Annotated in this window: 24 protein-coding genes; 2 read left to right on the forward strand and 22 right to left on the reverse strand. The window is 65.8% G+C overall.

Annotation, left to right across the window (positions count from 1 at the left end; all coding sequences use genetic code 11):
* The first annotated feature begins 90 nt into the window (after positions 1–90).
* Together N8H22_RS13150 and hemE are read left to right on the forward strand one after the other, a co-directional pair.
* Positions 91–1509 (forward strand): FAD-dependent oxidoreductase, encoded by a 1419-nt coding sequence (locus tag N8H22_RS13150; RefSeq protein WP_264590962.1) that lies wholly within the window; start codon positions 91–93, stop codon positions 1507–1509.
* A gap of 139 nt (positions 1510–1648) precedes the next feature.
* Positions 1649–2713, forward strand: coding sequence for a uroporphyrinogen decarboxylase (hemE, locus tag N8H22_RS13155; RefSeq protein WP_264590963.1), 1065 nt, complete (start codon positions 1649–1651; stop codon positions 2711–2713).
* A 44-nt stretch (positions 2714–2757) separates the two neighbouring features.
* On the opposite strand, the gene N8H22_RS13160 is transcribed toward hemE, so the two are convergent.
* The 22 genes from N8H22_RS13160 to N8H22_RS13265 all read right to left on the reverse strand — a co-directional run bounded on the left by N8H22_RS13160 (position 2758) and on the right by N8H22_RS13265 (position 21985).
* A complete protein-coding gene (locus N8H22_RS13160) occupies positions 2758–3036 on the reverse strand; it encodes a hypothetical protein (protein ID WP_264590964.1) in 279 nt (92 codons plus the stop codon).
* Positions 3037–3157: 121 nt separating this feature from the next.
* On the reverse strand, positions 3158–3598 hold the full coding sequence (locus tag N8H22_RS13165; RefSeq protein ID WP_264590965.1) for an excinuclease: 441 nt from the start codon (positions 3596–3598) through the stop codon (positions 3158–3160).
* A 31-nt stretch (positions 3599–3629) separates the two neighbouring features.
* A complete protein-coding gene (locus N8H22_RS13170; protein ID WP_264590966.1) occupies positions 3630–4862 on the reverse strand; it encodes a beta-ketoacyl-ACP synthase in 1233 nt (410 codons plus the stop codon).
* Entirely contained in the window at positions 4862–5590 is a 729-nt protein-coding gene (fabG, locus tag N8H22_RS13175; protein WP_264590967.1) for a 3-oxoacyl-ACP reductase FabG, read from the reverse strand. The genes N8H22_RS13170 and fabG overlap by 1 nt, the downstream gene beginning before the upstream one ends.
* On the reverse strand, positions 5587–6039 hold the full coding sequence (locus N8H22_RS13180; RefSeq protein WP_264590968.1) for a hotdog family protein: 453 nt from the start codon (positions 6037–6039) through the stop codon (positions 5587–5589). The genes fabG and N8H22_RS13180 overlap by 4 nt, the downstream gene beginning before the upstream one ends.
* Positions 6036–7232 carry a beta-ketoacyl-[acyl-carrier-protein] synthase family protein gene (locus N8H22_RS13185; protein ID WP_264590969.1) on the reverse strand — a complete coding sequence of 399 codons (1197 nt, stop codon included), beginning with the start codon at positions 7230–7232 and terminating at the stop codon, positions 6036–6038. Before N8H22_RS13185 ends, N8H22_RS13180 begins: the two co-directional genes overlap by 4 nt.
* A complete protein-coding gene (locus tag N8H22_RS13190) occupies positions 7232–7738 on the reverse strand; it encodes a DUF3261 domain-containing protein (protein ID WP_264590970.1) in 507 nt (168 codons plus the stop codon). Before N8H22_RS13190 ends, N8H22_RS13185 begins: the two co-directional genes overlap by 1 nt.
* Before the next feature lie 10 nt (positions 7739–7748).
* Positions 7749–8999, reverse strand: coding sequence for an NAD(P)/FAD-dependent oxidoreductase (locus tag N8H22_RS13195; protein WP_264590971.1), 1251 nt, complete (start codon positions 8997–8999; stop codon positions 7749–7751).
* The gene (locus N8H22_RS13200) at positions 8986–11334 is read right to left on the reverse strand and encodes a hypothetical protein (RefSeq protein ID WP_264590972.1); all 2349 of its coding nucleotides are present in this window, start codon (positions 11332–11334) and stop codon (positions 8986–8988) included. Before N8H22_RS13200 ends, N8H22_RS13195 begins: the two co-directional genes overlap by 14 nt.
* Positions 11324–11935: an outer membrane lipoprotein carrier protein LolA gene (locus N8H22_RS13205; protein WP_264590973.1), complete on the reverse strand. Its 612-nt coding sequence runs from the start codon at positions 11933–11935 to the stop codon at positions 11324–11326. The genes N8H22_RS13200 and N8H22_RS13205 overlap by 11 nt, the downstream gene beginning before the upstream one ends.
* Positions 11932–12357 carry an acyl-CoA thioesterase gene (locus tag N8H22_RS13210; protein ID WP_264590974.1) on the reverse strand — a complete coding sequence of 142 codons (426 nt, stop codon included), beginning with the start codon at positions 12355–12357 and terminating at the stop codon, positions 11932–11934. Before N8H22_RS13210 ends, N8H22_RS13205 begins: the two co-directional genes overlap by 4 nt.
* Positions 12350–13882, reverse strand: a complete 1533-nt coding sequence (locus tag N8H22_RS13215) for an aromatic amino acid ammonia-lyase (RefSeq protein ID WP_264590975.1) — start codon at positions 13880–13882, stop codon at positions 12350–12352. The genes N8H22_RS13210 and N8H22_RS13215 overlap by 8 nt, the downstream gene beginning before the upstream one ends.
* On the reverse strand, positions 13875–14819 hold the full coding sequence (locus N8H22_RS13220) for a glycosyl transferase (protein ID WP_264590976.1): 945 nt from the start codon (positions 14817–14819) through the stop codon (positions 13875–13877). Before N8H22_RS13220 ends, N8H22_RS13215 begins: the two co-directional genes overlap by 8 nt.
* The gene (locus N8H22_RS13225) at positions 14816–15637 is read right to left on the reverse strand and encodes a glycosyltransferase family 2 protein (RefSeq protein ID WP_264590977.1); all 822 of its coding nucleotides are present in this window, start codon (positions 15635–15637) and stop codon (positions 14816–14818) included. Before N8H22_RS13225 ends, N8H22_RS13220 begins: the two co-directional genes overlap by 4 nt.
* On the reverse strand, positions 15634–17310 hold the full coding sequence (locus tag N8H22_RS13230; RefSeq protein ID WP_264590978.1) for an acyl-CoA synthetase family protein: 1677 nt from the start codon (positions 17308–17310) through the stop codon (positions 15634–15636). Before N8H22_RS13230 ends, N8H22_RS13225 begins: the two co-directional genes overlap by 4 nt.
* Entirely contained in the window at positions 17307–17882 is a 576-nt protein-coding gene (locus N8H22_RS13235) for a hypothetical protein (protein ID WP_264590979.1), read from the reverse strand. The genes N8H22_RS13230 and N8H22_RS13235 overlap by 4 nt, the downstream gene beginning before the upstream one ends.
* An 86-nt stretch (positions 17883–17968) precedes the next feature.
* On the reverse strand, positions 17969–18226 hold the full coding sequence (locus N8H22_RS13240) for an acyl carrier protein (protein ID WP_264590980.1): 258 nt from the start codon (positions 18224–18226) through the stop codon (positions 17969–17971).
* A 12-nt stretch (positions 18227–18238) separates the two neighbouring features.
* On the reverse strand, positions 18239–18502 hold the full coding sequence (locus N8H22_RS13245; protein WP_264590981.1) for a phosphopantetheine-binding protein: 264 nt from the start codon (positions 18500–18502) through the stop codon (positions 18239–18241).
* Entirely contained in the window at positions 18483–19289 is an 807-nt protein-coding gene (locus N8H22_RS13250; protein WP_264590982.1) for a lysophospholipid acyltransferase family protein, read from the reverse strand. Before N8H22_RS13250 ends, N8H22_RS13245 begins: the two co-directional genes overlap by 20 nt.
* Positions 19265–19984, reverse strand: coding sequence for a beta-ketoacyl synthase chain length factor (locus N8H22_RS13255; RefSeq protein ID WP_264590983.1), 720 nt, complete (start codon positions 19982–19984; stop codon positions 19265–19267). Before N8H22_RS13255 ends, N8H22_RS13250 begins: the two co-directional genes overlap by 25 nt.
* A 203-nt stretch (positions 19985–20187) precedes the next feature.
* Positions 20188–20622: a thioredoxin TrxC gene (gene trxC, locus N8H22_RS13260; RefSeq protein ID WP_264590984.1), complete on the reverse strand. Its 435-nt coding sequence runs from the start codon at positions 20620–20622 to the stop codon at positions 20188–20190.
* Between the two features lie 85 nt (positions 20623–20707).
* On the reverse strand, positions 20708–21985 hold the full coding sequence (locus N8H22_RS13265) for a bifunctional O-acetylhomoserine aminocarboxypropyltransferase/cysteine synthase (protein WP_264590985.1): 1278 nt from the start codon (positions 21983–21985) through the stop codon (positions 20708–20710).
* Positions 21986–22066 lie beyond the last annotated feature (81 nt).

Consider the following 22066-nt stretch of genomic DNA (forward strand, 5'->3'; position numbering starts at 1 on the left):
TGGCTCCGAAGATAGGGGCGCTGCCGTTCTACCGTGCTTTGCCTGCAGCTCGGAGTTTGCTGTCCGCGGCTGCCGTTACGAGGTTTTGAAATGACTGAACGTCTGAATAACGACTTCCAGTTCATCGAGGTCGGGCGCAAGGATCCGAAGAAGAAGCTGCTGCGCCAGCGCAAGAAGGAGTTCGTCGAGATCTACGAACCCTTCAAGCCGCAGCAGGCCTGCGAGCAGGCGCATCGCTGCCTGGGCTGCGGCAATCCCTATTGCGAATGGAAGTGCCCGGTCCACAACTACATTCCCAACTGGCTCAAGCTGGTATCCGAGGGCAACATCCTCGCGGCTGCTGAGCTGGCGCATCAGACCAACACTCTGCCGGAAGTCTGCGGTCGGGTTTGCCCGCAGGATCGCCTGTGCGAGGGTGCCTGTACGCTGAACGACGGTTTCGGTGCGGTGACTATTGGCTCGGTGGAGAAGTACATCGCCGATACCGCTTTTGCCATGGGCTGGCGTCCGGACATGTCCAAGGTCAAACCGACCGGCAAGAAGGTCGCCATCATCGGCGCCGGTCCCGCTGGTCTCGGCTGTGCCGACGTCCTGGTGCGCAACGGCGTGACCCCGGTGGTGTTCGATAGGAATCCGGAAATCGGTGGCCTGCTGACCTTCGGCATCCCCGAGTTCAAGCTGGAGAAGAGCGTGCTCAGCCGCCGCCGCGAGGTCTTCAGCGGTATGGGCGTCGAGTTCCGCCTCAACACCGAGGTGGGCAAGGACGTAACCATCGAGCAGTTGCTGGCCGACTACGATGCCGTGTTCATGGGCATGGGTACCTACACCTACATGAAGGGCGGTTTCCCCGGCGAGGACCTGCCGGGCGTGCATGACGCGCTGGATTTCCTCATTGCCAACGTCAACCGCAACCTCGGTTTCGAGAAGTCGGCCGAAGACTTCATCGACATGAAAGGCAAGAAGGTGGTGGTACTCGGCGGTGGCGACACTGCGATGGACTGCAATCGCACCTCCATTCGCCAGGGCGCCAAGAGCGTCACCTGTGCCTATCGCCGCGACGCAGCGAACATGCCGGGCTCGCGCCGCGAGGTGAAGAACGCCAAGGAAGAGGGCGTGAAGTTCCTCTTCAACCGTCAGCCGATCGCGATCGTGGGCGAAGGCAAAGTGGAGGGCGTCAAGGTAGTCGAGACACGTCTCGGCGCACCGGACGCGCGAGGTCGCCGCAGTCCCGAGCCGATCCCCGGTTCGGAGCAGGTGCTGCCGGCCGACGCCGTGGTGATCGCCTTCGGCTTCCGCCCGAGTCCGGCGCCGTGGTTCGAGGCGCAGGGCGTTCAGCTCGACAATCAAGGTCGCGTGGTGGCACCGGCGGTCGGCGAGTTCAAGCACCAGACCGCCAACCCGAAGATCTTCGCGGGTGGCGATATGGTCCGTGGCTCCGACCTAGTGGTGACGGCGATCTACGAAGGCCGCCAGGCTGCCGAAGGCATCATGGATTACCTCGGCGTCTGACCGCGGATTTCCGGGACGCTCTAGGCGTTCCGGGCCGCCTGACCTGAATCAAGACCATAGAGAAAAGGCACGGTGCTCGCCGTGCCTTTTGTTTTCCGCTTTGCGACAATGCACGGCACTTTTTTGCTGGGACCCTGCCATGACCGCCTTGAAGAACGACCGCTTCCTTCGTGCCTTGCTCAAGCAGCCGGTGGATGTCACCCCCGTGTGGATGATGCGCCAGGCTGGCCGTTACCTGCCGGAATACCGCGCCAGTCGTGCCAAGGCCGGTGACTTCATGAGCTTGTGCATGAATCCGGAACTGGCGTGCGAGGTCACCCTGCAGCCGTTGGACCGCTATCCGCTGGATGCCGCGATTCTCTTTTCCGATATTCTCACCGTGCCGGACGCCATGGGTCTTGGCCTGTACTTCGAGACTGGCGAGGGGCCGCGCTTCAAGAAAGTGGTCAGCAGTGCCGCTGATATCGAAGCGCTGCCGATCCCCGATCCGGACAAGGATCTGGGTTACGTGATGGATGCGGTGCGTACCATCCGCCGCGAGCTGAACGGTCGCGTGCCGCTGATCGGTTTTTCCGGCAGCCCCTGGACGCTGGCGACCTACATGGTCGAGGGCGGCTCGTCGAAGGATTTTCGCAAGTCCAAGGCGATGCTCTACAGCGATCCCGCGGCGATGCATGCGTTACTCGACAAGCTGGCACAGGCCGTCACCAGCTACCTCAACGGGCAGATTCGCGCCGGCGCGCAGGCCGTGCAGATTTTCGATTCCTGGGGTGGCAGCCTGTCGGCGGCGGCCTACCAGGAGTTCTCTCTTGCGTACATGCAGAAGATCGTCGACGGTCTGATTCGCGAGCACGATGGCCGCCGTGTGCCGGTAATCCTGTTCACCAAGGGGGGTGGACTGTGGCTCGAGTCCATGGCCGACAGCGGCGCCGAAGCGCTGGGGCTCGACTGGACCTGCGATATCGGCAGCGCCCGTGCGCGGGTCGGTGACAAGGTCGCGCTGCAGGGCAACATGGACCCCAGCGTGCTGTATGCCAAGCCGGAGGCGATTCGTGCCGAGGTTGGCCGCATCCTCGCCAGCTTCGGCCACGGCGATGGCCACGTCTTCAACCTTGGCCACGGCATTACGCCGGAAGTCGATCCAGCCCACGCCGGTGCCTTCATCGAGGCAGTACACGAGTTGTCAGGGCAGTATCACCGCTGACGCACGCTTTTACGAAATGGGCCGCCTCTCGCGGCCCTTTTCGTTCAGGGCTGCTGGTAATGGCCCGGCTCGTGCTCATGGATTAGTCGGGTTACGCGAATGTCCGTGATCCCCAGGACTTCGGCCTGTTCCCGCAGTTGCGCCTCGTCCGCATCGGCGTTCGGCATGATCAGGCTGTTCTCGGCGTCGGCGTTGTGTAACTGGATGAGATGCCGCGCGGCGTCGGCTTGCGACAGGCGTTCGGTCTCCGCTTCGACGATCTCGGCACGTGGATCGTTCTGATAGATGTAGTTGACTTCGAATCTGTGTGGTTTGCCGAACATGACGGTCTCCTCTGTGGACGCGTTCTGTTCGGTGGACTGGTCGACGGATTCGATCGTTCCGCCGCGCAGTCAGTTGATCGTCGAGACGACACCTCCCGAGGAGGCGCCGCTCCGCACTTTTTTACTTCACGTTAGCCAGATCGGCCTTGATCGCGACGCCAGCCATGATGGCGCCGGCATGGCATTCGTACTTCTGGCTGTCCTTGTACTCGACGTGCTTGTAGTTGCTGACGATGTTCACCACCGCATTGGCGCCGGCAGCCTTGGCGGCCTGCTGCATGGCGATCAGCGCCGATTGCAGCGCCCAGCTGCAGGCGCCTTCGTCGGTCTTGTTGAAGGCGTTGGTCTTCTTGCTGGTGGTAACACCGCTACGCACGACCTTGGCATTCTTCGGCGTCTTGCCGGCCAGATAGAACTTGACGCTGCCATCCAGCCGGCCGGACTGGGTGGCTTCGGCGACGACGGCGTCGAACGGCAGGTAATGGGTGGTATCACGGGCCTGGCTGATGCCCGGCAACACCAGAAGCGCCAGCGCTGTGCCTATCCATGCGGTTGTTTTCATCGGCTTTTTCCTTGCGGTTGGTGGGTGAAACTCAGGCCCAGCGGCGGAAGATCAGCGAGGTGTTGATCCCGCCAAAGGCGAAATTGTTGTTCATTACATATTCGTGCTGCATGGCCCGCGGCGCGCCCTGCAGATAGTCGAGTTCGCCACAGCGCGGGTCGACCGAATCCAGATTGAGCGTATGGATATAGCGATCGCGGTTCATCATCTCGATGCTGAACCAGGATTCCAGCGCGCCGCACGCGCCCAGGGTGTGGCCGAGATAGGACTTCTGCGAGCTGATTGGCATGCCGCTGCCGAACAGCGCCTGGGTCGCGTGGGTTTCGGCGATGTCGCCCTGCTCGGTGGCGGTGCCATGGCCATTCACGTAGCCGATGGCAGTCGGTGCGAGTCCGGCATCTTCCAAGGCCAGCTCCATGGCCCGGCGCATGGTCAGCTGCTCGGGCTTGGTCGCATGCTGGCCGTCGGCGTTGCTGCCGAAGCCGACCAGTTCGGCGTGAATCGTCGCGCCGCGGGCCAGGGCATGCTCCAGCTCCTCGAGCACCAGCATGCCGGCGCCTTCGCCGATCACCAGGCCATCGCGGTCGCTGTCGTAGGGGCGCGGCGAGGTATGCGGTGCGTCGTTCTTCAGGCTGGTGGCGTAGAGGGCGTCGAAGACCATGGCCTCGGTGGCGCAGAGTTCCTCGGCGCCGCCGGCCAGCATCAGCGGCAGGCGACCGAACTTGATCGCCTCGTAGGCGTAGCCGATGCCCTGGCTGCCGCTGGTACAGGCGCTGGAGGTGGGGATCACCCGACCGGTAAGGCCGAAGAAGATGCTGATATTGGCCGCGGTGGTGTGCGGCATCATGCGGATGTAGGAATTGGCATTCAGCCCGTCGGCCACCGAATTCAGCAGCATGTTGCCGAATGCCTTGATCTCCTCGGTGCTGCCGGTGGAGGAACCGCAGGCAACGCCCATGCGTCCGTCACGGATCGAGGCATCGTCCAGTAGGCCAGCATCGGCCAGCGCACGCTCGGCGGCCAGCACCGACAGCCGCGACACTCGGCCCATGCTGCGCAGCTGCTTGCGCGTCCAGTGCGACGGCACACTGAAGTCGTCCACCGGGCCGGCCAGACGGGTGTTCAGTTCAGTGAAGCGATCCCATTCATGCATGCGGCGGATGCCGCTGCGGTTGGCGCTGAAATTAGCTTCGATGCTTGCCCAGTCGCTGCCCAGCGAGGTGATGCCGGCCATGCCGGTGACGACTACACGTCTGCCGCTCATCAGCACAGCCCTCCGTTGACGGCGATGACCTGCCGGGTGATATACGCCGCCTCGGCGGACATGAGGAAATTCACCGCACCGGCGACCTCTTCCGGCGTGCCCATGCGCTGCGCTGGAACCATCTTCAGCATTTCCTCGATGGGCAGTTCGGCATCGAGCATCTCGGTGTCGATCAGCCCGGGCGCAACGCAATTGACGGTGATTCTGCGCTTGCCCAGCTCCACCGCCAGCGCCTTGGCCGCACCGATCACACCGGCCTTCGATGCACTGTAGTTGACTTGGCCGCGGTTGCCGATCAGGCCGGATACGGAGGTGATGCAGACGATGCGCCCCGGCTGGCGGCGGCGGATCATCGGCATGGTCAGCGGCTGCAGCACGTTGTAGAAACCGTCCAGGTTGGTGCGCAGCACCTGGTCCCAGTCGTCGTCGCTCAGTGCCGGGAAGGCGCCGTCGCGGGTCAGGCCTGCATTGCAGACCACGCCGTAGTACGCGCCATGCGCTTCGACGTCGGCTTCCAGCTCACGCCGGCAGGCGGCGCGCTCGGCGATGTCGAACTGCAGGATGCGCGCGCTGCGACCCATCGCCTGTATCTCGGCCTGGACCGCTTCGGCCTGATCGCGACGCGAGCGGCAATGCAGCACGATGTCGTGGCCAGCCTGGGCCAGGCGCAGCGCGATGGCGCGGCCGATGCCGCGGCTGGAGCCGGTGACGAGGACGGTTTCACTCATGGGGCAGACTCTTGTAGGTAACTCGCCACTTCGGGCGGGCGGAACACGTTCAGGCGCGCCTCGGCATGGATGCCGGGCCCGTCGAGATGACATTCGAAGACGCCCATGCCGTTATCGTCCTGCAGAGAGCGATGGGCACGGACGCGCAGGGCGGCGCCGACCGGAAACGCTTCGACATTGCACTGGTAGCTACGGGTACCGAGCAGAAAGCCCAGCTCCACCGGTTGGCCGGCCTGGCGTGCATGGCAGCCGGCGAACGCGGCGACGCTCTGCGCCATGATCTCCACGCCGACCCAGGCTGGCAGGCTGCCGTCGGCTGCGCTGAGCAGGCCGTCGGCACGCACCTGCAGCACGGTTTCCACACTGTCGTCGTCGAAACGCTCGACGCCGTCGAGCAGGATCATGTCGCCGGCGTGCGGCAGCAGCTCGGCGATGGGCCAGTCGATCACGGTGCATCCCCCAGAATCAGGCTGATGTTGTTGCCACCGAAGGCGAAGGAATTGCTCATCATCCGTCGCGGCCTTGTTGGATTCATTCGCGTACCGACTGCTACCAGCTGCAATGCCGGCAACGCCGGATCGGGCTCGCCATCCCAGCGGTGCGGCGGCAGCTGCTGATCGGGGTTGAGGGGCGAGAGCGACAGCCAGCAGAACGCCGCCTCCAGCGCACCGGCGGCGCCGAGGGTGTGGCCGGTCAGCGGCTTGCTCGATGAGCAGGCCACGCCCAAGGGGAACAGCGCGGCGACGGCGGCGCTTTCCATGGCGTCGTTGTGGGGCGTGGCGGTGCCGTGCAGGTTGAGGTACGCGATCTGCTCGGGTGTGCAGCTGGCGCGGGCCAGCGCCTGGCGCATCGCGCTCAGGGCGCCGTGGCCCTCGGGATCGGGCGCGGAGATGTGATGGGCGTCGGAACTGGCACCGCCGCCGAGCAGGGCGATGCCGATTTCGCCGTCGGTATCGCGGGTCATCAGGAACAGCACTGCTGCCTCACCGATGTTGATGCCGTTGCGGTTGCGCGAGAATGGATTGCACAACGTCTCGCTGGTAGCTTCCAGTGCGGTGAAGCCTTGCAGGGTCAGGTCACTCAGGCTATCCACACCACCACACAGCACCGCATCGCAGAGGCCGGCGTCGAGCAGGCGCTTGGCGCTGAGCAGCGCGCGGGCGCTGGAGGTGCAGGCGGTGGAAATGGAGTAGCAGGGGCCGGCCAGTTGCAGCCACTCACCCAGAAAGCTCGCCGGTGCCGCCAGTTCCTGATGCGCGTAGTGGTAGCCGGGCGCAAACGAACCCTCGCGTAGCAACCCGGCGATGCCCTGCGAGGCTTCCTGAATACCCGTAGTGCTGGTGCCCAGCACCACGCCGATACGACTCTGGCCGTAATGGGCGATGGCCTTGCGGATATCGCTTTCGATCTCCAGCACGGCAGCCAGCAACAGCTGATTGTTGCGCGTGGCATGACGCGGGTCGTCGTCGGGCAACGCCGGCAGTGCGCAGCGGACCGCGCCCACCGGCAGTCGACGGCCGGCCACCGGCTGCGGGTGAACCTGCATGCCCGATGTATCGCCAGCGAACAGGCGCGATGCCACCTCGGCCTTGCCGCTGCCGAGCGCACAGATCACGCCGAGGGCGTTGAGGTAGGCGGTCATCAGTGCTGGCTTCCGGTCGTATCGGGCAAGGGGGCGACACCATAGGTCAGACCCGGCGCCACGTCGAGTTCGAAGCTCAGTGCGGATCGATAGCGTACCTGCCAGCGCACGCCGCCAGCCTGGCGCAGCTGTCGCTCGCCAGGACCGGACTGTTCGGCCGCGGCGCCATACAGCGCGGCCAGTTGGTCGCGCCTGGTCAAGGCGAACAGCAGCGCGGCGAACAGTTCGCGCGCCTCTGGATTGGGTCGTAGCAGCCCCTCGGTGTGCCAGTCGCCGTCGCGCAATTGTTGCCGCGCGAGCGGGATGCCCAGCGGATCGAGCAGCGACCAGCGCAGAGCGGCTTCTTCGCGCTGGATCACCAGCAACCAGTCCGCCGGCTCGCTGCCCCGGCGCTGCACATGAAGCTGCAGCGGCACGTCCAGCGCTGACGTGGTTGCCGGTAGCGGTGCGCGCGCCGCGCAGCCCTCCAGCAGCACGAAGCACAGGCCGAGCAGCAGTCGCTTCATTTTGATCCGCTCAGACACCGGCACCCGCCGAGCAGAGTTCGGCCAGTACGCGCAGGCGGCGTTTGGGTTCGGCGACATAGGGGTTCTTTTCGTCCCAGGCATAGCCGGCGAGGATCGAGCTGATCATCCGGCGGATCTCCGGCTGGGCGTGTTCGTAGTAGATCACGTCCTGGAAGCTGCAATCGTACCAACCCTCCACGTAGGTCCGGAAGGTATCGACGCCGCGCTTGAGCGGGGCGGCGAATTCGCGCTCCCAATCCACCATTTCGCCGCTCAGCTGGCGATGCAGCACACCGGCAGCCATGTGTGCCGAGCGCATGGCGATGGTCACGCCGGAGGAAAACACCGGGTCGAGAAACTCGGCGGCATTGCCGAGCAGGGCGAAGCCCGGACCGTGCAGACTCTTGACGTTGGCCGAGTAGCCGCCGATCAGTCGTGCTGGGGTGTCCCATTCGGCGTTCTGCAGAATGCGTTTGAGGTTCGGTGCCTCCTGGACGAATTCGCGCAGGCAGGCATCCAGATTCACCGGCCGGCCTTCGTAGCGTTCGGCACTGGCGACCACGCCCAGCGAACAGCGGCCGTTGCTGAACGGGATGGTCCAGTACCAGACGTCCCGCAGTTCGGGATGGGTGGTGATAAGGATCTTCTCGCGGTCGAAGCGCGGGTCGTCGATGCGATCTTCGATGTGGGTGAAGACCGCCCGGCGTACCGGGAAGCCCGATGGCGCTTCCAGATCAAGCAGCTGCGGCAGCACACGGCCATAGCCGCTGGCATCCAGCACGAAGGCGGTATCGACGCGGTACTCGCTGCCGTCGGCCCGCCGAATCTGCAGCCAGGGCCGCTCGCCGGTGAAATCCGCCGCGGTGACTTCTTCCTCGTAGCGAATCTCCACACCCTGCAACGCGGCCTGATCGGCCAGCAGCTTGTCGAAGTCGGCGCGCTGAACCTGATAGGTGCTGCCATGACCGGCGGTGAATTTGTCGCGGAAATCGAAATCCGTGTAGCGCTCGCCCCAGCCGAAGGCCGCGCCGTGCTTGGTCTGGAAGCCCGCCGCGCGCACCGCCTCGAGCATGCCGGCTTCCTCGATGAAGTCCAGGCAGTGCGAAAGCAGGCTCTCGCCGATGGAGAAGCGCGGAAAGCGCTGGCGTTCGATGATCAGCACGTCGTGGCCTTGGCGCTTGAGCAGCGCGCCGGCGATTGCGCCGGACGGGCCGGCTCCGATGATCACGACTTCACGGTGTTGCGATTCAAGCGGCGCCATACGGCCTCCCTGCCTGTGGTGGTGTGTCTTGCTTATGGGTGGCCCAGGGGGCCAGGAAGAAACTGAAGGCCAGCCCGAGGCTGACGGTGAGGCCGAAGTTGCTCACGGCCGGCGTGCTGGACACCGCCAGCAGGCCGAACGACAGCCAGGTGGTGGTGGCCGCCAGCAGGGTGCCGACCAGGCTGACCGCGGCGCCGCCGACCTGCTCGCGCATGAGGATGGCGTAATCCACGCCGATCGCCGTGACCAGCAACAGGCCGAACAGGCCGAACAGGGTCAGCGGCTGACCGAGCCAGCCGAGGCTCGCCAGGCTCGCCAGCGCCGCCAGCAACGGCACCGCAATGCAGCGCAATGCGCCGGCGGCGCCGAAGGGCAGGCAGAGCAGGGCGAAGATCAGCAGGCTGGCCAGCACCTTGAGCTCGGCAGCCTGCAGCTTGGTTGCGGCGAACAGCTGGTTGAGCCTGGCGGGTTGATCGACCAGCGTTGTGCCGGGCACGGCTTTGGCGATGGCCGCCAGCGCTGTACTGTCGCGCAACCCCTGCAGGCTGATCAGTCCCGCCACGCCATTGTCCATTTTGCCAAGCCAGAGCGCGCGCCAGGCTTCGCCAAGCGGACCGGCCAGTGCCGCCTCGACGGTCACCGGCGGCTGCGTCTGCAATTGCGCGATTTCGGCCCGCAGGGTTGCGACTTCGACGCCAAGCGCCGTCAGCGGCTGGCTGGCCGCGAGTAGTTGCGGCAGGGCGGCGCGCAGCTGTGCCTGCTCGGATGCCGGCGCGAGCAACTGGCTCAGGGCAAGGTAGCCAGCCAGCTGCTGCTCGCTCTGCAGAGCATCCAGATCGCGGCTCAACTCCACCTGGCGCTTGAGCAGTTCATCTGTATCGGCTGCACGCACCAGGAAATACTGACTGGTGGGCTGGAAACCGGTGATCGCAGCGATGCGTTCAGCCTGCTGCTGCAGTTCGGGCGCGCTGCTGACCCACTGGCGCAGGTCGTCCTTGAACGACAGCTGCAGCACGCCGCCGAGGCAGAACAGCCCGAGGCCGGCCAGCAGCCAGGGTGTGGCGATGCGCGCCAACAGCGCCTGGCGCAGCTGCAGCCAGTGCTTCGCCCAGCCCAGCGGGCGAGGCCAGGGTTGCAGGCGGCCATTGAACAGCACCGGCAGCAGGCAGGTGGTGCAGAGAAAGGCGCCGAGCAGTCCGGCTGCGGAGAAAACCGCCACCTGGCTCAGTGCCGGGAAGGGTGTGAAGGCCAGTGCCAGATAGCCGATCAGGTTGGTGAACAGGGCCAGCGCCAGCCCCGGCAGGATCAGGCCCAATGCGCGGCGGCCGTGCCAGGGTTGCAGTGTCCAGCTCTTGGACAGGTAGTGCAGCGGGAAGTCCAGGCTGACGCCGATCAGGCTGGCGCCGAGCACCAGGGTCAGTACGTGCATCTGGCCGAACAGCGCGACGCAGGCGGCCGCGCCCGACAGCGCGCCGACCAGCACCGGCAAGGCAGCCAGCAGGATGCGCGGTGTGCGGAACAGCCAGAGCAACAGCAGCAGGGTGGCACCCAGCGAGAGGCTGCCGATCAAACTCGCCTCGGCGCGGGCGGTACGTTGGCCATGGGCGGCATGCAGCACCCCGCCGGCACTCAGCAGTTCGCCTCCCGCCGCTTCGATGTCGTCACGGGCCTTTTCGACGAGGGTTGCCACCTGTTGTGGCGAACCCTCGTCGAAGGCATCGCCTTGCGCACGCGCATGTACGACCAGCCAGCGCTGGCCGGCATGTTCGGCGACGAGGCTGCCGTCGTTCTGGGCGCGAACATTGCCCAGCTGTGGCAATCGTTGCAGGGCCAGGCCGGCGAGGCCGAACCAGTCCTGCTCGAGCGGCAGCGGGCTGGCGGCGAACGGGTCGTAGAGTCGCTCGAGGCGCTGCTGGATGAACGACTCCGGATGGTCGACAAGCTGTTGGCGATCGGCAGTCGCGAGCAGACCGAGGGACTGCTCGCGCAGCTGGCGCGCGACCGCCGGCAGATCGGGCTGTACCCGCTCGCGCACCTGGGCGAACAGGCCGCTACCACGCAGTTCGGCCGCCAGGCTTTCAGTCAGACGCCAGGTTTCACGCTCGTCGTCATGCCGGATCAGCAGCATCAGATCGCGCCTGAGCGGTTCCTGCATGCGTTCGGTCGCCAGCTGTTCGAGCGCGTCGTGGCTGTCGCTGGGCAGCAATAGCAGCAGGTTGGCACTCAGTGGCGGGCCGTCGCGCCATTGCCAGGCATTCAGCGCCAGCAGGCCGAGCAGCGCCAGGCCGAACAGCGCGGCCGGCCAGCGCCGGGGTTGCAGTTGCTCAGTCGACAAGATCGCGTTGCTCGTGGGCCGTGAGGCTGTCGTCGATCTGGCTATCGAGCAGGCGCAGCACGGTGCGGTCGCCCTGCACCTCGCGCAACTCGATCCGCACAACCGTGGCGCCGCCCTCGATCTCGATGGTCTCGAAAACCTGGCTGAGCAGTGCGCCGCGCGGGGTCAGCTGCAGGCGCCAGGCATCGGGGGCGCCGTTCAGCTTGAGTTCGAAATCGCGCTGCAGGGCCTGGGTATCACCGCTCAGTACGGCGAGGAACAGCTGATTCTGCCGAGCCGAACTGCCGTGCGGGTCGACCGCCTGCCAGCCCTGCTCGTCCCGCCGCGCGATGCCCTGGGCGGTGATGCGATAGTCCTGGCGGATCGGCTGCTGCAGCAGCCAGAGCAGGCCGTGGCCGCGGGCGAGCACGAACCGGCCCTGGCTGGTCAGCGGCTGCGGCAGGGCACGCAGGTGCTTTTCCTGAATGAAGTCGCCACGTACCACGGCCGGCCCGCTCAGTTGTTCGGCGAGCTGTGGCAGCTCGAAGGGCTGCGCCATGGCCATGTGGGTCACCATCAGCAGGGCGATGGCAGCAGCCCAGTTCCTGAATATTCGCGTCATGCCAGTGCGCGCTCCACCGCGTCGACGAAGACTCGCGGCGACGCCAGCAGCATCTCGCGGCTGGCGATCTCCACGGCGACCTGCACGCTGCTGCCGCGGGTCATGCGCTCGCCAGTTTCGGCATCGCGGATCAGGTAGTTGATCTTCAGGCGGTTCTCCCACTCCACCAGGTTGGCGCGCACGACGATGCGCTGGTTGAAGCGGGCGCCGCGCATGTAGCGCAGCTGCACGTCGATGATCGGCCAGGCATAGCCGGCGTCGCGCATCTGCTGGTAGTTGTGGCCGATGCGCTCGAGCAGCGCACAGCGGGCGACCTCGAAGTACTTGACGTAGTGGCCGTGCCAGACCACGTCCATGGAGTCGACGTCGAAGAACGGCACGAGGATCTCGACCTCGGCCTGCAGTACGCCGTCCTTACGCATAGAACCTCCACTTCCGGTTACGGATCTGCGCAAGGCACAGGCGCAGTTCGCCTTCCAGCGCGCGGTCTTCGATCAGCGGCGGGAAGTCCGCGGCCAGTTCGCCGTGCATGGCTGCAAGGGCCGCGGGCAAGGCGCGGGCGTCATCTTCGCGCTGGCGCAGCCAGACGCCCTGCTGGGCGGCGAGCAGCGTGGCGGCGGCGACCTGTTCGGTGAGTTCCAGGCTGCGCAGGGCGTCGCGGGCGGCGATGGTGCCCATGCTGACCTTGTCCTGGTTGTGGCATTCGGTGGAGCGCGAGAAGACGCTGGCGGGCATGCTGTTCTTCAGTGCTTCGGCGGTCCAGGCGCTGGCGCCGATCTGCACTGCCTTGAAGCCGTGGTTGATCATCGCCGTGGCCGCCGGGGCGCCGGAGAGGTTGCTTGGCAAGCCGTGGTTGTAGCGCGTGTCGACCAGCAGGGCGAGCTGGCGGTCGAGCAGGTCGGCGACGTTGGCCACCAGGTTCTTCAGGCTGTCCATGGCGAAGGCGATATGCCCGCCGTAGAAATGTCCGCCGTGCAGCACGCGCTCGTTGTCGGCATCGATGATCGGGTTGTCGTTGGCGCTATTCAGCTCGGTCTCGATGAACTGGCGCAGCAGGCCCAGGCTGTCGGCCAGCACGCCGAGCACATGGGGCGCGCAGCGGATGGAATAGCGATCCTGCAGCCGGTGCAAGGGCGCGGCAGGCGCATCGATGGCCAGGTCCTGGCGAATCCAGGCGGCGACCTGGGCCTGGCCCGGGTGCGGCTTGGCGGCAAACAGGCGCTCGTCGAAATGCTCCGGATTGCCTTGCAGGGCAATCACGTTCAGCGCGGTGATGCGGGTCGCCAGCTGCAGCAGGTAATCGGCGCGGGCGTAGGCCAGGCAGGCGAGGCCGGTCATCACCGCGGTGCCGTTCATCAGCGCCAGCGCTTCCTTGGGGCGCAGCGTCAGCGGCGTCCAGCCGAGCTGGCGGTGCACTTCGGCGGCGCTGCGGCGTTCACCGCGATATAGCACCTCGCGCTCGCCGGCCAGGGCGGCGGCGACGTAGGACAGCGGGGTCAGATCACCGCTGGCGCCGACCGAGCCTTCCTCCGGAATCAGCGGCAGCACGTCGTGTTCGAGAAATGCCTGCATGCGTTCCAGCAACTCGATGCGCACGCCGGACATGCCGTGGGTCAGCGAGCGCAGGCGCGCGGCGAGCACGGCACGGGTGGCTTCGGCGTCCAGCAGCTTGCCCAGGCCGCAGCCATGGAAGGTGAACAGGTGCTGCGGCAGCGCTTCGACCTGATGCAGCGGCACCGCCACCACGCAGGAGTCGCCGTAGCCGGTGGTGACGCCGTAGATCACGCCTTCGCGGTCCAGCAGGGTGTCGAGAAATTGCGCACCGCGGGCGATGCGGCTGCGGAACGCTTCGTCCGCCTGCAGTCGTGCTGGCGCACGGCGCTGCGCTACGGCCAGCACGTCCTCGATGCGCAGAAGGTTTTCGCCAAAGATCACGGGCTCAGTCACGACGCGGGTCCTGTGTGTTCCAGAAGGGATAGAAGTTGAACCATTGCAGCGGCGCCTCAAGGCAGCGCGCGGCGAGGCGATCGGCGTAGCGCTGCACCGCCTGCGCGATCACCGCGTCGCGCTCGGCGCGGCGCCAGCGGACGCGCTCGGCGAAGGGCTCCAGATGCACATGGAAGCGGCCTTGATGTTTGAGGCAGAACAGCAGGTTCACCGGGCATTCGAGCAGGCCGGCGAGCAGCCAGGGCCCTTGGGGAAAGGCTGCCGGCTGGCCGAGAAAGTCGGCCATGGCAGTGCGTCCGCCGTGCAGCGGCACGCGATCGCCGGCGATGGCCAGCCATTCGCCGCGCTCCAGACGCTGGGACAGCTGCAGCATGGTCGCCGGGTCCAGCTCGCTGACCTGGATCAGCCGCAGGTTGTCCGCGCCGGACTGGTCGAGCAGGCGGTTGAACTGTTCGGCATGACGGGTGTGCACCAGCACGTTCATCCGCACTTCGCCGCCCATTTCGGCAAGGGCCCGGCAGATCTCCAGGTTGCCCAGGTGCGAGCCCACCAGCAGCTGGCCGCGCGGGGCTTCGAGGCTGGCGTGAAGATTGGCCGGATCGTGAATCACCAGGCGTTCCCGCCCGACGCGCCCGCTCCAGACATCGAGCTTGTCCAGCAGCGCTTCGGCGAAGCTCATGAACTGGCGATAGACCGAGCGGGTGTTGGGCTGCAATTCGGCGCGCCCGCTCCAGCGCGCCAGGTTGCCCTGGTACTGGCGCGCGCTGTCGCGGGCGCTGCGGCCGAACAGGTAGAAATACAACACGATCAGGTACAGCAGCGGCGCCATCACGCGCCGGCCGAGCACCCGCACCGCCCAAGCGGTCAGGCGCATCAGCGCGAAGCTGCCGCGCTCGCGTTGCGCTGCCCAGTGCGAAGGCATCGGGGCTTCGCTCATCGTTGCAGGCGCCGCGCGAGCAGCTTCGGTGCGCGCAGCAGCATGCCGACGAACAGTCGGGCATGCATCGCGGAGATCAGCGCGTTGTCCAGCCAGAGGCGGAAATGCGAGATACCGTCCTGCGGGTAATGCACCCGCGTTGGCAGCCAGACCATCGGCTGGTCCTGCCAGTGCAGGCGCACCAGAATCTCGGTATCGAAATCCATGCGCCGGCCCAGGCGCACGCTGTCGATCAACGCCAACGTCGGCTCCAGCGGATAGACGCGGAAGCCGCACATCGAGTCGCGAATCGACAGCGACAGGGTGTTGATCCAGACCCAGACATGGGTCAGGTAGCGGGCATACAGGCGACCCTTGGGCACGCTGGCGTCATATTGCGGATAACCACAGATCAGTGCATCCGGGGCCTGGCTGGCGCGATCGAGGAACAGCTCGACGCCGGAGAGATCGTGCTGGCCATCGGCATCCACCTGCAGCGCATGGCTGAAGCCCAGTCGCCGGGCCTCGCGCAGGCCGCTGATCACCGCGCCGCCCTTGCCCTGGTTGTGCTGATGGCGGAGCAGGAAGACGCCGGCCTGCTCGGCGAGCTTGTCGATGACTGCCGCTGCGGCCGGGGAGGAACCGTCATCCACCAGCACGCAGGGCAGATCCGCGGCACCTAGCGCGGCGACCACCGCGGGCAGGCTGCGCTCGTGGTTGTAGACCGGGATCACCGCGCAAGGCTTGAACCAGTCTTCTTCCGGCTTCGCGGGAGGAGCGACTACCGCGGTTGCAGGCGCCGCGGCTGCTACGGGTGGCAACTCGTTCATGGTGGTCATGGCTGCGCTCCCAGCAGAATGCGCCCGGACGAGCAGGGCTTGTCGTCGTTGTGATAGGTGAAGTACAGCTTGCCGCGCTCGCGATCGAATCGCAGGCTCAGCTGCAGCCGGTCGCCGGGCCTGGCGAGCTGCTGGAATTTCAGCACTTCCATGCCGCCGAAACGGGGCGGCAAGTCGTCGATCAGTTCGCGTGCGAGATCCATTGCCCACTCGATCTGGACGACGCCGGGCAGCACCGGCGTACGCGGGAAATGGCCGCTGAAGTGCGCCAGGTCCAGCGGCACGCGCAGCTCGATCTGCCAGTGATCGTCCTGCCATTGCTGCCGCAGGCGCTCCGGCCCGCGCGGGCGTGGCGCCTGCAGCAGCGTATCCACCTCGGCTTGGGATAGTTTGCCCTGGGAATTGCTCGGCAGCTGGCCGACCAGTCGCCAGCGCCGCGGCAGCGCCAGCGCCTCGCAGTGGGCACTGAGATGTTGGCGCAGCGCCTGGGTAACGGCGCGGCGGCCCTGATTGCGCAGCGCGAAGGTGCCAGCCTCGCTCAGTGCCACCAGCGCGCCGAGATAGGCACGATTGTCCTGGATGACGCCGAGCCGCGCCTCGCTAATGAATGGGTGTTCGGCGAGTGCGCTTTCCAGCATCGGTAGCGAAATGCGCTTCTCCTCCAGCTTGACGATGCGATCCAGCCGGCCGCGCAGAGTGAAGCGGCCATCGGCGTGCAGTTCGGCGCCATCGGCAGTCTGCTCCACATGTCCGCGTGCAAGCCAGGGCGATGCCACGCGCAATGCACCCTGCTCGTCTTGATCGAGTTCGATACCCGGCAGCGGCTGCCAGCGTTCGCCGCCCTGGCGCCAGGCGATGCCGCCGGTTTCGGAGCTGCCATAGATCTCCGTCGGCCACTGGCCGAGGCGCTCCCGCAGCAGCTGTGCGGCCTCGGCCGGCAGCGGCCCGCCAGAAGAGAACACCCGACGCACCTGGCGCAGCGCCGGCCAGTCGAGGTTGTCGCCCATGCGCTTGAGCAGGGCGGGGCTGGCCACCCAGCAGAACGCCGGCTGTGCGCGGCTGGCCAGCTGCATATCCTCGGCGAAGGGCAGGGCACGACGCAGCAATGGTCGGCCGGCACAAAGCGGCCAGAGCAGCCGAAACAGCAGGCCATAGATGTGCTGCGTGGCGACGCTGCCGATCACTGTCGCATCGCCGAGGTCGGCACCCCACAGCGCTTCCAGCGCTTCGACTTCGTTGGCCAGTTGGTACAGGCGTTTGTCGATGAGCTTGGGCTCGCCGCTGGAGCCGGAGGTGCAGAGCGTCAGGCCGAGCAGTTCGGGATCGAACGCTGCAGGGGCGAGCGGCGCAGCCAGCAGGTCCGTCAGGCTGGAGTCGCCAGGCTGATCGGTCAGCCAGAGCTCCACGTGCGGCCTCAGCCGCGCGCGGCTCGCGGGTTGCAGGTCGGCTGGCAGCAGTACCCGCGCGCCGGCACGCCAGGCGCCGAGCAGGGCGATTGCCAGCTGTGCCGCATCTTCCAGATGGACAGCGAGGTTTCTCACCCCGCGCTGTTGCAGCCCGCCGGCCAGTTGCAGAGCCTGCTGCTGCAGTTGCTCGAGTGACAGTGGCGGTTGGTTGGACACTGATCGCGGATCGACCTCGAGCAACAGTTCGGTAAGAGGAAGCCAGCTCATGCGCGATCCTTCACGTACTGGCGAACCAGCCATTCGCCGACGAACAGCAGGCCCATCAGCACATAGGCGATCAGGCCGTTGTACAGCGTCCACCAGCTCAGCGGCGCCCATAGTGTCAGGACGGCAGCGATCGTGCCGTTCAGGATGAAGAAGGCTACCCAAACCTTGGTTACCTGCCGCGTATAGCGCACGCCAGAGGCCGGTAGTTCAGGCTCCTGCAGGCGCGCCAGACGCTCGATGACCGGCATCCCGCTGAACAGACTGCCGGCGAACAGTACAAGCATGGCGACATTGATCAGCACCGGATACCAGCGCAGCAGCGTGCTGTCATCGAGCAGTGCCAGCAGCAGGCAGAACAGCAGCGCCACAGCGGCGGTCCAGCGGCTGGCTGAGCGGCTGGCGCTCAGCAGACGGGCGAACCAGAGCGCCCCGAGCAGCGCGGCGAAGGCGCGTGGCGAGAGGTGTTCAATGCCGAAGTAGACGGCGAAGGGATAGGCCAGCCCGGCGAGCAACAGGGCGAGGCCCGCCAGCCGGGCTGCGCCGGCTGGCATCCTGGGTGAACGTGAAAGCATCGATCGGTTCCGGAAAGTGCCTTGGGGCGCGCTGCATGCGCGGCCCAGTCAGTCCCTGCGCCGCGCTGGCGCAGTTGTCTTGTCTGTCAGGCAGTTTCCGCGTTGGTCAGCCGATAAACCGCTTCGACGACATCGCCCACGGTGCGCACGGCCTTGAACTCTTCGGCGGCGATCTTCTTGCCGGTCTGACGCTTGATGTGGTCGATCAGGTCAACGGCGTCGATGCTGTCGATTTCCAGGTCCTGGTACAGATTGGCTTCGAGGGTGATGCGCTCGGGATCGAGCTCGAACAGTTCGACCAGTGCGTCGCGCAGGGTCTGGAAAATCTCGTTGCGGCTGTTCATGGGAGATTCTCCTCAGGCGGTGGCGCGGTTGGCGCTGACGAAGGCCGCCAGGCTGTCGACGCTGGCGAAGTGCTTGCGGGTGTCCTTGGCGTCGGCGTCGATCTTGATGCCGAAGCGCTTCTGGATCGCCAGACCCAGTTCCAGCGCATCCACCGAATCCAGGCCGAGCCCTTCCCCAAACAGCGGCTGATCGGCGGCGATGTCGTCCGGGCCGAGGTCTTCCAGACCCAGGGCGTCGATGATCAGTTGCTTGATCTCAAGCTTGAGTTGGCTCATCGAGTGCGAGCTCCTTTATAAAGTGTCGGTGCAGATGGTCGTTGAGTCGTCGCGAGGCGATTGGCGCCGCTCCCTGGGCGGCAAACTGCTGCGGGTCGATATCCTCCCCTACCCGCAGCTGAAAGTGGAAGCGTCGCGACGGAATGCGGTACCAGGGCTCGGCCTTGGTCAGGGTGGTCGGCGTCACGCTGATGACTACCGGTGTCACCAGTCTTGCGCCACGCAGGGCAATGGCTGCCGCGCCGCGGTGGAACTGTGGTGGCTGGCCGGGCGTGGTGCGCGTGCCCTCGGGAAAGATGATCAGCGTCTGGCCCTGCTGCAGCGCGCTGGCGGCTTCGTCGAGCATCTCGGCGCTGCCGTTGTTGCTGATGTACTGCGCCGCGCGGATCGGCCCACGGGTGAAAGGGTTGTCCCACAGGCTCTGCTTGACCACGCAGTTGGCGTCGCGGATCAGTGCGATCAGCACGACCACGTCGATCAGCGAAGGATGATTGGCGATGATCAATTGTCCCGGGCGGCCAAGTCTCTCGGCACCTTCGACCTCATAGGTCAACACGCCGCTGCGATACATGAACTGCACGAACAGCCAGAACAGCCGGCTGACTGTCTGCCGTGCGCGACGGCGGTGCGTGGCCGCGTCGCCGGGTAGCAGCGAGAGCAAGGGGAAGACCAGCAGGCGCAGACACAGTCCGCCGAGGCCGAACAGGACGAACGACAGCCCGGTGGCGATCAGGCGCCACAGCCAGGGCGCGTTGGGGCGTTTCAGCGTGTGCGCTGCCAGTTCCATCGGCGCGTCTTCCATTGATGCGTGAAGTGGGATGGTGTTGTGTGCAGTGCGCGTACCAGTTGCAGCGCATGCGGCCAGCGGGCCGCTGGCATGTCCGTATCGGCCGCAGTCAGGCTAAGTTGCCAGTCGGTGCCTGGCTTGAGCAGCAGGCCCAGGGCATAGGGAAACGGCACGTCGTCGATCCAGGCGCGATAGGGTTCCGGGGGCTGCTCTTCGGCAATCAGCAGCAGCACTGCCGGCGCGCCTTCGTCTAGCAACAGACTGGCCTCGATCACAGCATGTTCGAGTCCATCACCTTCGGCAGCCAGTGCGGTCATCTCGCTGGTGTCGCCGCGTTGGATCGACCACAGACCGGCGATTGCGTTGTGCACGGAGAGACTGAACTGCGTGGGTGACAGCGGCTCGCTGCGGGCCAGATCGCTGAGCAGGCTAAAGTTGCGCGAGATTTCACCATGCCGCGAGGCATACACCAGTGGCAGCCGCGGTTGATCTTCGGCCAGCGGGGCTGCGATGGCGAAGATCATGCGTGCCAGACGGCTCATGCGCCGGCGTAGTAGCGGCGGGAGGAAGGCAACGTCAGGCTGCAGCTCGGGATCGGCAGGGCAGCAGGGCGCCAGCGACCATTTCGCCCAGGCGTCAGCACAGGCCAGACCGGGCGCCCAGGCTTGCCATCGCTCGATATTGAAATTGATCACGCCAGTGCTCACAGGGCCCCTCGCAGAGCCGGCCGCTGTGCCTGCGGACGTCCTTGTACTGCCTGCATTGGAATATTGCCGCCTCAAAAGTGCGGGCATTATCCAAGCGCCGTCGAGGCTAGGCAAACATTGCTGCTGCCGACTGACCAGAGGCACCGTCCGGGGGAGGGCGAATCATCGGTCTCGCCGGCACGCCGAGGCGGTTACACGCCTTGCTGTCGAAGCCACGCCAGCAGCTGTGGCAGTGGCATCGCCCCGCTCTGGCGCGCGACCTCACGACCGTTCTTGAAGAGGATCAGGCTGGGAATCGAGCGGATGCCGAGCTGGGTCGAGAGTTGTGGGTTGGCTTCGCTGTCCAGCTTGGCCAGGCGACAGCGGCCCTGCAGTTGGGCTGCTGCCTGCGTGAAGATGGGGGCGAAGCTGCGGCAGGGGCCGCACCAGCTGGCCCAGACATCCACCAACAGCGGGAGGTCACCCTTGATCTGGCTGGCGAACTGGTTCGCCTGCAGCTCGAAGGGCTGGGCCGGCAGGACGTCGGCTTTGCAGCGCCCGCAGCGGGGCATCTCGGCGAGACGGGCGGCAGGGATGCGGTTGAGACTGGCGCAATGCGCACAGGGAATGATCAGCGAGTCGGTCATGGCGAGGCTCCACAGCGGTATGTCGGATAATGTGGAGCCTTGCAGCACGATATCAAGCAGGGCACCAGGTGGTGCCCTGTCGCATTCAGCCCTTGGCTGCGCTCAGCGCCTGTGCCAGGTCGGCGAGGATGTCGTCGATGTGCTCGATGCCGATCGACAGCCGAATCAGATCCTGCGACACGCCGGCGCGGGCCAGCTCTTCGGCATTCAGCTGGCGATGAGTGGTGCTGGCCGGATGGCAGGCCAGCGACTTGGCATCGCCAATATTGACCAGGCGCACGATCAGCTTGAGCGCGTCGATGAAGCGCGCGCCGGCCTCCAGGCCTCCCTCGATGCCGAAGCAGAGGATAGACGCCGGTTTGCCGCCCATGTAGCGCTGCGCCAGTGCATGCTCGGGGTGGTCGGCCAGGCCGGCGTATTTGACCCAGGCCACTTGCGGATGGGCCTGCAGGTATTCGGCGACCTTGAGCGCGTTCTCGCAGTGGCGCTCCATGCGTAGCGCGAGGGTTTCCAGCCCCTGCAGGATGAGGAAAGAGTTGAACGGCGAGATCGCCGCGCCCATGTTGCGCAGCGGCACCACCCGGCAGCGGCCGATGAAGGCTGCCGGCCCGAACGCCTCGGTGTAGGTGACGCCGTGGTAGGACACATCCGGCGTATTGAGCAGGGCAAAGCGCTCCTTGTGCTGCGCCCAGGGGAAGTTGCCGGAATCAACGACGATGCCGCCGATGCTGGTGCCGTGGCCGCCCATGTACTTGGTTAGCGAGTGCACGACGATGTCGGCACCATGCTCGAACGGTCGGCAGAGAATTGGTGTGGCTACGGTGTTGTCGACGATAAGCGGCACGCCGTGACGATGCGCGGCGTCGGCCAGAGCCTGCAGGTCGATGATGTTGCCGGCCGGGTTGCCGATGGACTCGCAGAATACCGCCTTGGTCTTGCTGTCGATCAGCGCTTCCAGTGCGGCGATGTCGTCATGGGCGGCGAAACGCACCTCGATGCCCTGACGCGGCAAGGTGTGGGCGAACAGGTTGTAGGTGCCGCCGTAGAGCTTGGCGACCGAGACGATGTTGTCACCCACTTCGGCAATGGTCTGGATGGCATAGGTGATCGCGGCCATGCCCGAGGCCACGGCCAGCGCGGCGACACCGCCTTCCAAGGCGGCGACGCGCTGTTCGAGCACGTCGGTGGTGGGGTTCATGATGCGGGTATAGATGTTGCCCGGCACCTTCAGATCGAACAGATCGGCGCCATGCTGGGTGTCGTCGAACGCGTACGAGGTGGTCTGGTAGATCGGCACGGCCACCGCCTTGGTGGTCGGATCGGGGCTATAGCCCGCATGGATGGCCAAGGTTTCCAGTTTCATGTCGCGCTCCTGTTGTTGTTTGTCGCAGAAAAGCCCGGAGCATGAAACGGAACGCGCAGATGTTCAATGATTTGAGGCAAA

Origin of the sequence: Stutzerimonas sp. S1 (assembly GCF_025966695.1) — a bacterium.
Classification (GTDB): domain Bacteria; phylum Pseudomonadota; class Gammaproteobacteria; order Pseudomonadales; family Pseudomonadaceae; genus Stutzerimonas.